The organism is Ruegeria sp. G10 (assembly GCF_056533645.1).
This window is the reverse complement of record NZ_JBQFOQ010000004.1, coordinates 204,406-218,913: the sequence shown is the minus strand read 5'-3', so window position 1 is coordinate 218,913 and position 14,508 is coordinate 204,406. Positions and strand designations below refer to the sequence as shown.

At 60.4% G+C, this 14,508-nt stretch carries 15 protein-coding genes; 7 read left to right on the top strand and 8 right to left on the bottom strand.

Translation table 11 applies throughout. From position 1 onward, the window contains the following. Positions 1-40 precede the first annotated feature (40 nt). Positions 41-1,303, top strand: a complete 1,263-nt coding sequence (locus ACR0KM_RS09665; protein WP_480858864.1) for an FAD-dependent monooxygenase — start codon at positions 41-43, stop codon at positions 1,301-1,303. Here ACR0KM_RS09665 and ACR0KM_RS09660 read toward each other — a convergent pair. The 5 genes from ACR0KM_RS09660 to ACR0KM_RS09640 all read right to left on the bottom strand — a co-directional run bounded on the left by ACR0KM_RS09660 (position 1,300) and on the right by ACR0KM_RS09640 (position 4,825). Further along, complete coding sequence (locus ACR0KM_RS09660; RefSeq protein WP_480858862.1) at positions 1,300-1,485, bottom strand: Trm112 family protein; 186 nt, start codon at positions 1,483-1,485, stop codon at positions 1,300-1,302. The genes ACR0KM_RS09665 and ACR0KM_RS09660 overlap by 4 nt on opposite strands. Next, positions 1,482-2,123, bottom strand: a complete 642-nt coding sequence (locus ACR0KM_RS09655) for an LON peptidase substrate-binding domain-containing protein (protein WP_480824549.1) — start codon at positions 2,121-2,123, stop codon at positions 1,482-1,484. Before ACR0KM_RS09655 ends, ACR0KM_RS09660 begins: the two co-directional genes overlap by 4 nt. Before the next feature lie 27 nt (positions 2,124-2,150). After that, positions 2,151-3,068, bottom strand: a complete 918-nt coding sequence (locus ACR0KM_RS09650; RefSeq protein ID WP_480858860.1) for a tetratricopeptide repeat protein — start codon at positions 3,066-3,068, stop codon at positions 2,151-2,153. Positions 3,069-3,155: 87 nt separating this feature from the next. Beyond that, positions 3,156-3,944: an exodeoxyribonuclease III gene (locus ACR0KM_RS09645; RefSeq protein WP_480858858.1), complete on the bottom strand. Its 789-nt coding sequence runs from the start codon at positions 3,942-3,944 to the stop codon at positions 3,156-3,158. 194 nt (positions 3,945-4,138) lie between these two features. Beyond that, positions 4,139-4,825 (bottom strand): response regulator transcription factor, encoded by a 687-nt coding sequence (locus ACR0KM_RS09640; RefSeq protein ID WP_480824543.1) that lies wholly within the window; start codon positions 4,823-4,825, stop codon positions 4,139-4,141. A gap of 161 nt (positions 4,826-4,986) precedes the next feature. Between ACR0KM_RS09640 and ribA the strand changes: the two genes are divergently transcribed. Together ribA and ACR0KM_RS09630 are read left to right on the top strand one after the other, a co-directional pair. After that, entirely contained in the window at positions 4,987-6,081 is a 1,095-nt protein-coding gene (gene ribA, locus ACR0KM_RS09635; protein WP_480858855.1) for a GTP cyclohydrolase II, read from the top strand. Continuing rightward, on the top strand, positions 6,078-6,596 hold the full coding sequence (locus ACR0KM_RS09630) for a L,D-transpeptidase family protein (protein WP_480858853.1): 519 nt from the start codon (positions 6,078-6,080) through the stop codon (positions 6,594-6,596). The genes ribA and ACR0KM_RS09630 overlap by 4 nt, the downstream gene beginning before the upstream one ends. Here the strand turns inward: ACR0KM_RS09630 and ACR0KM_RS09625 are convergent. Together ACR0KM_RS09625 and ACR0KM_RS09620 are read right to left on the bottom strand one after the other, a co-directional pair. After that, positions 6,562-7,221 carry a YggS family pyridoxal phosphate-dependent enzyme gene (locus ACR0KM_RS09625; protein ID WP_480858851.1) on the bottom strand — a complete coding sequence of 220 codons (660 nt, stop codon included), beginning with the start codon at positions 7,219-7,221 and terminating at the stop codon, positions 6,562-6,564. The genes ACR0KM_RS09630 and ACR0KM_RS09625 overlap by 35 nt on opposite strands. A gap of 102 nt (positions 7,222-7,323) precedes the next feature. Continuing rightward, positions 7,324-8,439: a porin gene (locus ACR0KM_RS09620; RefSeq protein ID WP_480824537.1), complete on the bottom strand. Its 1,116-nt coding sequence runs from the start codon at positions 8,437-8,439 to the stop codon at positions 7,324-7,326. Positions 8,440-8,720: 281 nt separating this feature from the next. Here ACR0KM_RS09620 and ACR0KM_RS09615 point away from each other — a divergent pair, with 281 nt between their 5' ends. From ACR0KM_RS09615 to holA, 4 genes are all read left to right on the top strand, one after another. Further along, the gene (locus ACR0KM_RS09615; RefSeq protein WP_480824591.1) at positions 8,721-9,206 is read left to right on the top strand and encodes a DUF3576 domain-containing protein; all 486 of its coding nucleotides are present in this window, start codon (positions 8,721-8,723) and stop codon (positions 9,204-9,206) included. 72 nt (positions 9,207-9,278) lie between these two features. After that, the gene (gene leuS, locus ACR0KM_RS09610) at positions 9,279-11,813 is read left to right on the top strand and encodes a leucine--tRNA ligase (RefSeq protein WP_480858850.1); all 2,535 of its coding nucleotides are present in this window, start codon (positions 9,279-9,281) and stop codon (positions 11,811-11,813) included. Then, positions 11,800-12,291, top strand: a complete 492-nt coding sequence (lptE, locus tag ACR0KM_RS09605) for an LPS assembly lipoprotein LptE (RefSeq protein ID WP_480824533.1) — start codon at positions 11,800-11,802, stop codon at positions 12,289-12,291. Before leuS ends, lptE begins: the two co-directional genes overlap by 14 nt. Beyond that, positions 12,288-13,316 carry a DNA polymerase III subunit delta gene (gene holA / locus ACR0KM_RS09600; RefSeq protein WP_480858848.1) on the top strand — a complete coding sequence of 343 codons (1,029 nt, stop codon included), beginning with the start codon at positions 12,288-12,290 and terminating at the stop codon, positions 13,314-13,316. Before lptE ends, holA begins: the two co-directional genes overlap by 4 nt. Here holA and ACR0KM_RS09595 read toward each other — a convergent pair. Then, a complete protein-coding gene (locus ACR0KM_RS09595; RefSeq protein WP_480858846.1) occupies positions 13,308-14,495 on the bottom strand; it encodes a TIGR03862 family flavoprotein in 1,188 nt (395 codons plus the stop codon). The two genes, holA and ACR0KM_RS09595, sit on opposite strands and share 9 nt — an antisense overlap. Between the last annotated feature and the right edge of the window lie 13 nt (positions 14,496-14,508).

Below are 14,508 nucleotides of genomic sequence, written 5' to 3'. Positions count from 1 at the left end.
CGTCTAAATCCGTGATCGGACGGTAGCGACAGGACCGCACATGGACAATCCCGAAAGGGCGCGCATATTGCAGCGCATGGAACACAGATCCGACATCCTGATCGTTGGCGGTGGCCTGAACGGCCCGGCCCTTGCACTGGCGCTGGCCCAAACCGGGCATTCGGTCACCGTGATTGACGCGTTGGCCGAAAAGGTTCGCAAGAACGCGGCGTTTGACGGGCGCGCCTATGCGCTGGCGCTGGCCTCGCAACGCCTCTTGGACGCGATTGGCGTTTGGGAACGGGTCGAGGACCACGCCCAGCCGATGCTTGAGATCAAGGTCACCGATGGCCATGCCGGTGCGGGTCCTTCACCGTTTTTCATGCATTTCGATCATGCCGAGATCGAGGAAGGCCCGATGGGCTATATGGTCGAGGATCGCCACTTGCGGCGCGCCTTTCTTGAGGCCATGGCCAAGCAGGACGCGATCACCGAGATCAGCGGCAAAACGGTGGTGTCTCAGGACACTTCGCCCACCGGCGCAACGCTGACGCTGGACGACGGATCAACCTTGTCTGGCAGCCTTCTGGTCGGCTGCGACGGTCGCCGCAGCGGCACCGCCGCGCGGGCCGGGATCAAGCGGACCGGTTGGGACTATGGTCAGACCGCTCTGGTCTGTGCCATCGAACACGAGCTGCCCCATCACGGCATCGCCCATCAGTTCTTCATGCCCCCCGGCCCGCTGGCAATTCTGCCGCTGACCGGCAACCGCAGTTCCATCGTATGGAGCGAACGCACCGAGACCGCGGGCCAGATCAACGCCCTGTCCGAGGCCGACTACCTTCAGGTCCTGCGCCCACGCTTTGGCGATTTCCTTGGCGATATCAGCCTGCAGGGCGACCGGTTCACTTATCCGCTGAACCTGACCATCGCCAATTCCTTCATCGCCGACCGGCTGGCCTTGGTCGGAGACGCCGCCCACGGGATGCACCCGATCGCCGGTCAAGGCCTGAACGCAGGCCTGCGCGATGTGGGGGCCTTGGCCGAGGTTCTGACCCTTGCAGGCCGACGTGGCGAGGATATCGGCTCGACCCTCGTGCTGGAGCGTTATCAGGAGTGGCGCCGGTTCGACACAGCCTCGCTTGCGATGGCGACGGATGTGTTCAACAAGCTGTTTTCGAACGACAATCCGCTACTGCGCATGGGCCGGGATATCGGTATGGGCATTGTCGGATCGCTGCCCGGACTGCGACGCGGTTTCGTGCGCGAGGCTGCAGGCCTGACCGGAGACCTGCCGAAACTGCTGCAGGGTCGTCCGATTTAATCTAGTTCCCGCGCCTCATCCACCAGCATCACCGGGATGCAGTTGCGGATGGGAAAGGCCAGACCGGCGGCTTTGGACACCAGTTCCTGCCGCTCAGCATCGTAGTGCAGGGTCGTGTGAGTCTGTGGGCAAATCAACGCCTCAAGCATATGACGGTCAAAGGTGTTTTCGGCTTCGCTCATTGCAGTTTTTCCTCGCTCGATCCGCCGCGCATGGCGAATTCGATCAATGTCACCAGGGTCTCGCGCCGTGTGCGCAGGCAGGGGGCTTCCAGCAGGGCTTGCTTTTCTTCCGGGTCGAACTCCAGCATCATCGACAGCGAGTTGACCAAAAGCTCGTCATCGGCATCCTTCATTGTGTCCCAATCGGTGGACAACTGGCGTGAGGCGAAAAACCGCTCCAACAAAGCCAGAAACCGATCGCGATTCAACCTGTCATCCACCTCGGCCTTGCCCAGATCGCGGTCGAACCCGTCCCAAGACACCGAAGCGCGGCGATACGGGGTAAAACTGTCCAGTTCGGTCCGGACGCGGAAACGTGAAATACCAGTGAGCGTGATCAGGTAACGGCCATCTTCCGTTTCCGAAAACTGGGTGATGCGACCTGCACAACCGATTTTGTGCAGCTTGGTCTCATCGCCCTGACAGGTGTTCGGCTGTACCATTCCGATCAAACGCTCGGGCGTTTTCAGCGCGTCATCCAGCATCTGCAGATAACGCGGCTCAAAAATATGCAGCGGCAAACGGGACCGGGGCAACAACAGCGCTCCGGGCAAAGGAAACACGGATACCGTGTCCGGCAGATCAGCGGGATGCATCATACAGTCGAGTCTAGCCCTGATCGGGTTTTAGGCAAATATCATCGAGCTGAGCTTGCGCCGTCCATTCAGGACAATCGGATCATTGGGCTTGGCTGCGTCGAAGATCGTGAACAGCTGCGTCTTGGCCGCGCCCTCATTCCACTCGCGATCGCGGCGGAACAGTTCCAGCAATTGGGCGACTGCCTCTTCCACATCACCATTGGCGTGCAGAGCTTGCGCCAGATCGAACCGGGCCTGATGATTATCGGGTTCGGCCTCGACCGCTGCGGTCAGTTCACCCACGGGCCCCGCGTCGGCGGCCTGTTTGGCCAATTCCAACTGCGCATGGGCCGCTTCGATCTCGGGCGAGGTCGAAATTTCGGCCGGAGCGCCGTTGAGGATCGCCTCGGCCTGATCCAGATCGCCCAGCGCGATATGCGCGCGTACCAGCCCGCCATAGGCACCGGCATGGTTGGCGTCTTCGCCCAAAATCGCCGCAAAGGTCTGTGCCGCATCCACGGCGGCCCCGTCGGTCAGCATCTCTTCGGCAGCCTGAACCGCGTCATCCAACTGACCACCGGGGCTTTCGCCGCCCGCGGCTTCAATCACACGGTCGACGAAAGCCTTGATTTCGGACCCCGGCAAAGCGCCCTGAAACCCATCGATCGGCTGGCCCTTGTGGAATGCATAAACGGTAGGGATCGACTGAATGCGCAGCTGACCTGCGATCATCTGCGCCTCATCCACGTTGATCTTGACCATCTTGACCGCGCCTTTGGCGGCAGTCACGGCCTCTTCCAGCGCGGGGCCCAGCGTTTTACAGGGACCACACCAGGGGGCCCAGAAATCGACGATGATCGGCATCTCTTGCGAAGCTTCGACCACATCGGCCATGAAGGTGGCCTCGGTCCCGTCCTTGATCAGATCGGTGGTATCAGAGCTGGCTGCGCCGTTCAGAAGGTCCATGGCATTATCTCTCTGGTTCGTATTTGCGCCCTATATGCCGTCGCTCGGACCAGAAACCAAGGGCTGTATCGGGCGATTTTGCATCAATCAGACGTCGAATGTCGCAAAAACCGGCGCGTGATCGCTGGGTTTCTCCCATCCGCGGGCATCGCGCAGAACGCGGCTGGAATGGCCCGCGTTCGAGATATCGGGCGTCGCCCACACATGATCCAGCCTGCGCCCCTTGTCCGCAGCATCCCAATCGCGCGCGCGATAGGACCACCAGCTATAGAGCTGACCTTCGGGGATATCCTGCCGGGTGATATCGACCCAGCCGCCTGCATCCTGCGTCTCGGCCAGCGTTTCCACCTCGATCGGGGTATGCGAAACCACCTTGAGCAGTTGCTTGTGCGACCACACATCATCTTCGCGCGGGGCGATGTTCAGGTCGCCAACCAGAATCGACTTTTCTGGCTTCTCCGCGTGGAACCAGTCGCGCATATCGGTCAGGTAATCCAGTTTCTGGCCAAATTTCTCGTTCACCTCGCGGTCCGGCACATCGCCACCGGCGGGGACATAGAAATTGTGGATGGTCACGCCATTCTCCAGCCGCCCCGCGATATGGCGCGCATGCCCGAGACCGGCAAAATCCTTGTCACCCACTTCCTCGATCGGCAACCGGGACAGGATTGCCACGCCGTTATAGCCCTTCTGCCCCCGCGCGATCATGTGCGTATAACCCAGCGCGGCGAAGCCTTCGGTCGGAATCTTCTCGACAGGCGATTTGCACTCTTGCAGGCACAGGACGTCCGGGGCCTCTTCCTGCAGCAATTTCAGAACGATAGGCTCGCGCAGACGGACCGAGTTGATGTTCCAAGTCGCAAGGGTGAAGGGCATGAGCGGCGTTTCCTTTGTCGGGTTGGCGCACCCTAGCGCGGGTCTTGTCGCAGTGCCACGACAAAAAAAGGCCGGGCCATCAGGCCCGGCAGTCCAACAGGGAGGTGCATGTCATGACCCGGACATGCGCGGGATGGGAGTAACTTAATTATGCCTTCAGGGTATCACTTTGATCCAAGTCAATCCACCACAGATCAAGACACCAAACGATATCCGCCAGATTCTGTGACCAAAAGGCGCGCATTCGACGGATCGGGCTCGATCTTCTGGCGCAGGCGATAGATGTGGGTTTCAAGCGTATGGGTGGTGACACCGGCGTTATAGCCCCAAACCTCATGCAGCAGCACATCGCGGGCCACCACACCATCCGTCGATCGGTAGAGGAACTTGAGAATATTCGTCTCTTTCTCGGTCAGGCGGATTTTTCTGTCATCCTCGGTCATCAGCATTTTCATGGCCGGTTTGAACGTGTAGGGGCCAAGCACAAAGACCGCGTCCTCGGATTGTTCATGCTGGCGCAGCTGTGCGCGAATGCGGGCCAAAAGAACCGGGAATTTGAAAGGCTTAGGCACATAGTCGTTTGCCCCTGCATCCAGACCAAGGATGGTATCGGCATCGCTGTCATGGCCCGTCAGCATCAGGATCGGGCTTTTGACACCCTGCTTGCGCATCAGGCGGCACAGCTCGCGGCCATCAGTATCGGGCAGCCCGACATCCAGAATGACCAGATCATAAATCGCTTCGCGCGCACGCTCCATCGCGGATGCGCCGTCAGAGGCTTCGAACACATCGAAGTCTTCTGTCATCACAAGTTGCTCACTCAGCGCTTCGCGCAGGTCTTCGTCATCATCCACCAGCAGGATTTTCTTAAGCTGTGCCATCTGCGGTCCTCCTAAGCCTTTTCAACCAATTGCGTATAGGGAGCGCAATCAGCAAGCTTTGCTGCAATGGTCTCACGCCCTCGTGTCTGAGTGATAGGAATTGTTTCACATTCCTGCATCATCAGGTTAGGAAAAGGCCGGATCGTTACAGGGTAACATGCATGAGTCTCTTTCCCGACATCACCGAGCTGCTGGCGCGCGCGCGGGCTGATCTGCGCATGGGCGTACCGGTGGTTCTGATCGATGATACCGGATTCAGCGTTCTTGCGCTGGCCTCGGAAACGCTCAGCCCGCAACGCTTGGCCGATCTACGAGGTTTGGGCGGCGCACCCGTGGTGGCGGTCACGGTCCGACGTGCAGAAACACTGAAAGCGCGTGCCTATGACGGAGATCTGGCGCGCATCATGATACCTGCAGACGTGGATCTGAGTTGGGTCCAGGCGGTTGCCGATCCGTCAGATGACCTGAGCGCACCGATGAAAGGCCCGCTCATGACCGAGCGGCACGGCAGCGCCAATCTGCATCGGATTGCAATCGCGTTGACCAAATCAGCCCGGCTGCTGCCTGCTGCTGTGGTCGTCCCTGTCGAAGATGGCCGCACATTCGCCGCTACCCACAGCCTGACCTGCGTCGACCACACCCGCGCCGCGCCGCATCTGGCAGATCGCAGCGCCCTGCACCCCGTGGTCGCGGCCCGGCTGCCGATGGAAGTGTCCGAGGCCGGGCGACTGCATGTTTTCCGCCCCGAAGATGGCGGCGAAGAGCATTACGCCGTCGAGATCGGGCGCCCTGATCGAGACAAACCAGTTCTCGCACGGCTGCATTCGGCCTGCTTCACCGGTGACCTGATGGGCAGCCTGAAATGTGATTGCGGCCCGCAGTTGCGCGGCGCTCTTGCGCAGATGGGAACCGAAGGGGCGGGCGTTCTGTTGTATCTTAATCAAGAGGGGCGCGGGATTGGGCTGGCCAACAAGATGCGGGCCTATTTCCTGCAGGATCAGGGCTTTGACACGGTCGAAGCCAACCATCGGCTGGGCTTTGAGGATGATGAACGGGATTTCCGGCTGGGTTCTGACATCCTGAAATCGCTTGGTTTCAATTCGGTGCGGCTGTTGACCAACAACCCTGCCAAGATCGCAATGATGGAGCGGACCGGGATCGCCGTCACGGAACGCGTCCCTCTGAAGGTTGGTGAAACCGACCACAATCGCGGGTATCTGGCCACGAAAGCTGCTAAATCGGGTCATCTACTGTGACACCGGACGACCTTGTTCTGACGCCACGTGGTATCCGCTTTGCAGGTCGCATCTTTCCTTGTGCTATCGGCAAAGGCGGGTTGAGCACAACAAAGCGCGAAGGTGATGGCGCGACGCCGGTCGGAACCCACCACATTGTCGGAATGCTCTATCGTGCGGATCGCATGGCGCGACCTGCTGCTTGGGCCCGACCGATTGGTCCGGGTGATCTTTGGTCAGATGACGGGCACGATAAGGCCTATAACACTCTCGTCCGAGCCCCTTACGCATTCAGTCACGAGCGGCTGCAGCGCGCCGATCCGCTTTATGATCTTATCCTGATCACGGATTGGAACTGGCCTGATGCGAAGCCCGGCCACGGCTCTGCCATCTTCCTGCATCAGTGGCGTCGACCACGCTATCCGACCGAGGGCTGTGTTGCATTCCGGCGCGATCACCTGAGATGGATCGCTAAAAACATCGCCCCCGGCACGCGGCTGACTATCCCCGGGGTCCGATCCGCTCGCCGAAAATAGCGGACCCGACCCGGACATGGGTTGCGCCCAGAGCGATCGCAGATTCGAAATCGCCGCTCATACCCATCGAGAGGCCGTCCAGACCATTGCGTTCAGCGATCTTGCTCAGCAAGGCAAAGTGGAGCGCAGGTTCTTCATCGACCGGGGGCAGACACATGAGCCCACGCACAGGCAAGTCCAACGCCCGACACTCGGACACAAACGCGTCAGCATCAGCAGGTAGTATGCCTGCCTTTTGCTCTTCTTCACCTGTATTGACCTGAATGAACAGGTCCGGACAGGATCCAACTTCCTGCGCGAGCCGAGCCAGCGTTTTCGCCAGTTTCGGGCGGTCGAGTGAATGAATGGCGTCGCAAAGCTCTATTGCCTGCCGCGCCTTGTTCGTTTGTAAGGGCCCGATTAGATGGAGCTGAACGTCGGAAAACTGTTCCCGGAATGCAGGCCATTTCCCGGCCGCCTCCTGAACACGATTCTCTCCGAAACACCTGTGCCCCTGGTTCAGAACCGCCTCGACCCGTTCATTGGGCTGCACCTTGGACACGGCGATCAAATGTACCGATCCAACTGCACGCCCCGCGGCAGCTTCGGCTTTGGCAATGCGGTCGGTGATTTCTTGCAGCGACATAGGGCCCTCGTCTTTGTGGTTGGCGCAGAAAAACACCATGTGGGCACAAAAGAAAAGGGCAGGCCAAAAGGCCTGCCCCTGAACCTTGCGGTTTAGATCAGCTTAGAAGCTGAACTGAACACCCAGGTCAGCAACGGTGAAGCGGTCGCCGTCGCCAACGCGGTTGGTGCCTACGCCGCCACGCAGCGATACACCGCCGCCCAGGTCATAGATCGCGCCCAGGCCAAAGGCTTGGGTGTCGAATTCAGCGTTACCGTCACCGTACGAGAAGATAACCTGAGTAGCTGCGCCAACGTTGTAGTTCGCCGACAGACCCCAGAAGGTGTCAAACACCAGGTCATCCGGGTCGCCGTCCGAGCTTTCGTTACCAACCAGAGCGGTCACGGTCAGATCACCGAACGAAACGTTACCGGTCAGAACAACCATGTCAGCGTCTGCGTCTAGATCATCCGCGAGCAGGGTAGTATCATTAATGGTCCCGTCAGCGTTGATTTCTGCAATGTCAACGGTCAGATCGTTGGTTTCGGCATAACCGATTGCAACACCCCAGTTGTCAGCTGCGTAAGATGCGCTGATGCCCCACTGTTCGGAGTCACCGGTTTCCCAAACGAAATCGTCTGCGATGATTTCGTAGTCGTCGCTCGAGTCATCACCCGAGTACGAAGCAGCGATGGTGAAGCCGCCGAAGGTGTAACCGGCGTAAACACCGTTTTCGCCCGAACCGGTCGAGGTGTAAGCGTCAAACGCGAAGTCGTTACCAACGTACTGACCGGTGAACAGGGTCAGGCCCGGCTCGAAGCCGTAGTAGTCTTGCAGGTTGTCGATCACGCCGGCGATGTTGCCAACGTCAACACGCAGACCGCCATATTCGGTGGTGAAGCGCGCGCCGTTCAGACCAGCCGAGCTTGCCGACCCGTCAGCATTGTCGTCAGCTTGCAGACGAACACGTGCCGAGAATGCCACGCCGCCGTCGGTTTCTGCGTTACCGTCGATGTTCAGACGGAAGCGCGATTCCAGGAACGCGTCATCTTCGTCGGTGGTTACAACCGAACGCTCGGTGTCACCAGAAATGGTGTTGGTGTCTTCAACGATCTCGGTGGTGGCGTTGTCTTCGATATACTGGATACCAAAGCGACCAAAACCGCTAAAGTTGATTTCTGCGGAAGCAACACCGGCGGTCGCGACCAGCGCGGTAGTTGCGAAGAGAACTTTTTTCATCTTGTTTCCCTCGGTTTCAAAGTTTTTCTACTCGACACATGCAAAGCAAGCGTCTCAGCACGGACACCGTTTCGCTTTTTTTGCCCCCATTGCGCAAGCTTGGCATAAACGCTCTGACCTCTTTCAGCCCGAATTGGTGCAAGGATGCCACAGTCAGATTTGGCCCCCTTCGACCGCGCCGCGCGTGATCGCCAGCGAAGATTAAGCTTGTTGCCGCGCCAGACCTTCTCTAGGAGTGTTTCGCGATGATGTCCCAACGAGTGATACAGGACCTGCCGACCATGCGCACGCTGACGATTTCTTGCTTGATCATGGCAACTGCTGCCCTTTCGGCCTGCAACGCGTTTCGAGACAACCCGCGCTCGGCAAATGAGGGCCGCATTGGCGGAAATACTGAAGAGCGCGAACTGAATGATCCCGAGCGTGCTACAATTTGGGACGTCTTCGGCCCCAACACGAACGAACAGGTCACTCAGGTCAATCGCTATCTGTGGTCTGCTTCGCTGGATGTTCTGAATTTCCTGCCAATCCAAGAAGTTGATCCCTTCACAGGCGTGATCGTCACCGGATATGGCACCCCCCCGGGTGGCGGACGGCAATATCGCGCAACCGTTCATATCAGCGACCCCGCCCTTGCAGCCCGTTCGCTGTCGGTGTCGCTGCAGACCAGCGGAGGGGCTCCGGTCAGTGCTGCAACCAGCCGCGCGGTCGAGGACGCGATCCTGTCCCGCGCGCGGCAGCTACGGATTGCGGACAACAAGTTCTAGTAACCCGCCGGAAATCACTCTAATACCACGCCGGGCTCTGTCCCGGCGTTTTCATTCACGAAGGACCGCACGATGTCGCGCTACTCGGCCACCGAAATCGAAGCAAAATGGCAAGAGGCCTGGGACAAGGCCGGAATCTTCACCGCCAACCACAAGGCGGACAAGCCGAAATACTATGTGCTTGAAATGTTCCCCTACCCGTCGGGCCGCATTCACATGGGCCACGTGCGCAACTACACGATGGGCGACGTGATCGCGCGGCACAAACTGGCGACCGGCCATAACGTGCTGCACCCGATGGGTTGGGATGCCTTCGGGATGCCTGCCGAGAACGCCGCGATGGCCATTGGCGGTCACCCCAAAGACTGGACCTATGGCAACATCGCCGACATGCGCGGGCAGATGAAACCTCTGGGCCTCTCGATCGACTGGTCGCGCGAATTCGCCACCTGTGATCCGGAGTATTACGGCCAGCAGCAGGCTTTGTTTCTGGATATGCTTGAGGCCGGTTTGGTCTATCGCAAGAACGCCGTGGTGAACTGGGACCCGGTCGATATGACCGTTCTGGCCAACGAGCAGGTGGAAAACGGGCGCGGCTGGCGCTCGGGCGCTTTGGTAGAACGTCGCGAGCTGACGCAGTGGTTCTTTAAGATCTCGGATTATTCCGAGGAACTTCTGGACGCGTTGGATACTCTGGACAACTGGCCCGCCAAAGTCCGGTTGATGCAGGAAAACTGGATCGGCAAGTCGCGCGGTCTGCAATTCGGCTTTGAACGCACCGATGGCGGTGAGCCAATCACCGTCTATACGACTCGCCCCGACACGCTGCTGGGCGCGTCTTTTGTCGGCATTTCACCGGATCACCCGATTGCCAAGCAGCTTGAGGCTGAAAACCCGGAAGTCGCTGAATTCGTGGCCGAATGCCGCAAGGGTGGCACCACCGAGGAGGCCATCGAAACTGCCGAAAAGCTGGGCTATGACACCGGCATCCGGGTCAAGCACCCGCTGGACCCGAATTGGGAACTGCCGGTCTGGATCGCGAACTTCATCCTGATGGACTACGGCACCGGCGCGATCTTTGCTTGCCCGGCGCATGACCAGCGTGACCTCGATTTCTGCCGCAAATATGGGTTGCCGGTTGTTGATACCTTCTTCGCACTCGACGATGACACTCCGGTCGACAAGATCGCGTTCGTCCCGCCGAAAACCGAGAAGGTCCGCTGGGTCAACCATTTCGCGGGTCTGACCGAAGCGACCGGCGACGAGGCCATCAATGCCACCGTCGATTTCGCCGAAAAAGCCGGTTGGGGCGAAGGCGTCACCAAATACCGCCTGCGTGATTGGGGCCTGAGCCGCCAGCGCTACTGGGGCTGTCCGATTCCCGTCGTGCATTGCGACGCCTGCGGCGTGGTACCCGAGAAGAAAGAGAACCTGCCCGTTCGCCTGCCCGATGATGTCACCTTCGACAAACCCGGCAACCCGCTGGACCGTCACCCGACATGGCGCGACTGCGCCTGCCCGAAATGCGGTGCCCCGGCCAAGCGCGAAACCGACACGATGGACACGTTCGTCGATTCGTCATGGTATTTCGCCCGCTTCACCGCGCCACGCGCCGAAACTCCGACCGATCTGGCCGAAGCCGAGTACTGGATGAATGTCGACCAGTATATCGGCGGAATCGAGCACGCGATTCTGCACCTGCTCTATTCTCGCTTCTTCGCCCGCGCGATGAACATCACCGGACATCTGCCGAAGAAAGCCATCGAACCGTTCGATGCGCTGTTCACGCAGGGCATGGTGACGCACGAAATTTACCAGACCCGCGACGCCAATGGCCGCCCGGTCTATCACCTGCCCGAGGACGTTACCGACGGCAAACTGGCCGACGGCACCGAGGTCGAGATCATCCCCTCGGCCAAAATGTCCAAATCCAAGAAGAACGTGGTGGACCCGGTCAGCATTATCTCGGCCTTTGGGGCTGACACCGCCCGTTGGTTCGTCCTGTCTGATTCGCCGCCTGAACGGGATGTGGAATGGACTGCCTCCGGTGCCGAGGCAGCGTTCAAACACCTCAGCCGCGTGTATCGCATCGCGTCCGAGATTGCCGAATCGAGCGCGCCTGCCAATGCCGAGGATGAGCCCCTGCTGCGCGAGATGCATAAGGCCATCCACGATGTGTCCGGGGGCGTCGAATCCTTTGGTTTCAACGCGTCGATCGCCAAGCTCTATGCGTTTACCAACACATTGGCCAAGTCCAAAGCGGGCACAGACGCCAAACGCCAAGCCGCCAAAACGCTGGCCCAACTGATGTCACCAATGACGCCACACCTGTCCGAAGAACTTTGGCAGATGCTGGGTGGCGAAGGCTTGGTCGCAACCGCACCCTGGCCCGTAGCGGACGAAGCGATGCTGATCGACGACACGGTCACCTTGCCGATCCAGATCAACGGCAAGCGCCGTGCGGAAATCAGCGTGGCGAAAGATCTGGACAAGGACGAGGTTGAAAAAATCGCGCTCAGCACCGAAGCTGTGCAAAAGGCGCTGGAAGGTGCCGCACCGAAGAAGGTGATTGTCGTACCGGGCCGGATCGTGAATGTCGTCGTTTGATCGCAGAACCGTTATATTCATGCCGCTGGCGCTGGCCGCCTGCGGCTTTCAGCCGGTCTATGCCCCCGGTGGATCAGGGGCGGCGCTAGACGGTAAAGTAGCCGTCTCAGCACCCAATACCGTCGACAGTTTTCTGCTGGTTCAGAATCTGGAGCGCCGACTGGGGCGCAGTGCTACTTCGGGGAGCGACTATGCGCTGAACGTCGATGTCTCGACCGTCACGCGCGCGGCCGCGATTACAACCTCGAACGAAACAACGCGATACACCATCGACGGACGCGCCGAATATGCGCTGACGTCCAGCAGCACGGGCCAAGTTCTGGCTTCGGGCACGGTCGCCGATTTTGTCGGATATTCTGCCGCAGGGTCCACCGTCTCGACACTGGCCGATGAGCGGGATGCCAAGGAACGGCTGATGGTGATCCTGTCGGACCAAATCGTGACCCGCCTCTACGCCACCCCGGGCCTGACCACATGAAGCTGAACCCGCGCGAGGCCGACGGCTATTTTGCCAAGCCGGACGCGGACAAGACCGGTTTGCTGATCTACGGGGCCGACGCGATGCGCGTCGCACTGAAGCGGCAACAGGTTCTGACGGCGCTTTTGGGCCCCGGCGCGGAAGAGGAAATGCGCCTGACCCGTATCCCCGGAGGTGACCTGCGCGGTGATCCTGCGCTGTTGCTGGACGCGGTTAAGGCTGTAGGCTTTTTCCCTGGCCCACGCGCCGTCTTTGTCGAAGACGCAACCGAAACCGCCGCCGCCGCGATCCTTGCCGCGCTGGAAGACTGGGCCGCAGGCGACGCGCAGATCATCGTCACGGCGGGGCAACTCAAGCCCAGCTCAAAAATCCGCAAGGCGTTCGAGGGGCACTCGAACGGCTATGCGGTGGGCATCTATGACGATCCCCCCTCGCGGGCCGAGGTTGAGCGGATTGTCTCGCAGGCCGGATTGCAGAACATCCCGCGTGATTCGATGTCGGCGCTCAGCGAGTTGGCTTTGTCGCTCAGCCCCGGAGATTTCACGCAAACGGTTGAAAAACTGGCGCTTTACAAGCGCGGGGATGCGTCCGAACTGAGCCTTGAAGATATCGAAGCCTGCGCCCCGCGCTCGACCGAGGCCGCGTTGGATGACGTGTTAAACGTAGTTGCCGAGGGTCGCGCCGGTGAGATCGGGCCGCTGATCCGGCGGCTGCAGGCACAGGGCACCAATGGGGTGACGCTGTGTATCGGGGCGACGCGACATTTCCGGACGCTTTACGCCTGCGCCGCCGATCCCGGCGGTGCCGCGCAGGGCATCGGCAGGCTGCGCCCCCCGGTCTATGGCAAACGGCGCGACCGCATCCTGCGGCAGGCGCAGGGCTGGGGTGCGGCCAAGTTGCAGACGGCGCTGACGGTGCTGACGGATACCGACCTGTCGCTGCGGTCCGCCGGTCAGACCGCGCCTGCCATGGCGCTGGTTGAACGGGCGATGATCCGTCTGGCGATGCTGGCACGCTCAGGCTGAGCGCGCGTCCAGCCAAGCCGCCGCCGACCGTCCGGCCCAACGCCCCGTGGCCAGACAGGCGGTCAGCAGATAGCCCCCCGTCGGGGCGTCCCAATCCAGCATTTCTCCGGAGCAGAACACTCCGGGCATGGCGTTCAGCATCAGGCGGTCGTTCATCGCGCTGCGGGACACGCCGCCTGCGGTCGAGATCGCCTCGTCCATTGGTCTCAGCCCTGCGTGATGGATGGGCACGTGTTTCAATGTCGTGATCCAATCAGCTTGGGTCAGCGTCTGGCCCTTGGTCATCTCGTGAAACAGGGCAATTTTCTGCGGCGGCAGGCGCAGAGTGTTCTTCAACCAATGCGACAGGGTCGCCTTCGGCTTTTTCGCTGCCAAACGTGCTTGCAACGTCTCAACCGTGACATCCGGGACCAGATCGACGAACAACGGCGCGGCATCCCGCAAAGAAGGTGTCAGCGAATACACGCCGCCGCCTTCCAGACCCTTGGTCGAAATCGTGGCCTCACCCCGGCCGGCCAGATCACCGGCCAACCAGCGCACCGATTTCAGTGCGGCCCCGAAATGGGGCTGCATGTAGGGGCTCCAATCCACCGACAGCGCCGAATTCGACGGGGCAAATGGGGCCAGATCGACGCCCTTTTCCTGCAGGGTCGGGGCCCATGCGCCATCCGATCCCAGCCGCGCCCAGCTGGCCCCGCCCAGCGCCAATATCGTGGCGTCAGGGGTCAGCGCCTGTGCGCCATCCGGCGTGTCAAACACCAGTGCATCCTCTTGCCAACCAACCCAGCGCCAGCGGGTGCGAATCTGCACTCCGCCAGCCTCCAGCCGCGCCAGCCATGCGCGCAGAAGGGGTGACGCCTTCATCGCCTTGGGAAACACGCGGCCCGTCGAGCCGGTAAACATCTCCTGCCCCAGATCCTGCGCCCACGCCGTCACCGCCTGCGCATCAAACTCCCGGATCATGGGGCGTAACCACGCCCCAGCCTCACCATAGGCGTTCATCAACGTGACAAAGGGCTCATCCTTGGTCAGGTTCAACCCCGATTTTCCCGCCATCAGGAACTTGCGCGCGACCGAGGGTTTTGCGTCGGCCACCAGCACCTGATGTCCGGCACTGGCCAGTTGCTCAGCCGCCATCAGCCCTGCGGGGCCTGCACCGATCACCACTGCTTGCGCCATTGCGCCCCTCTTG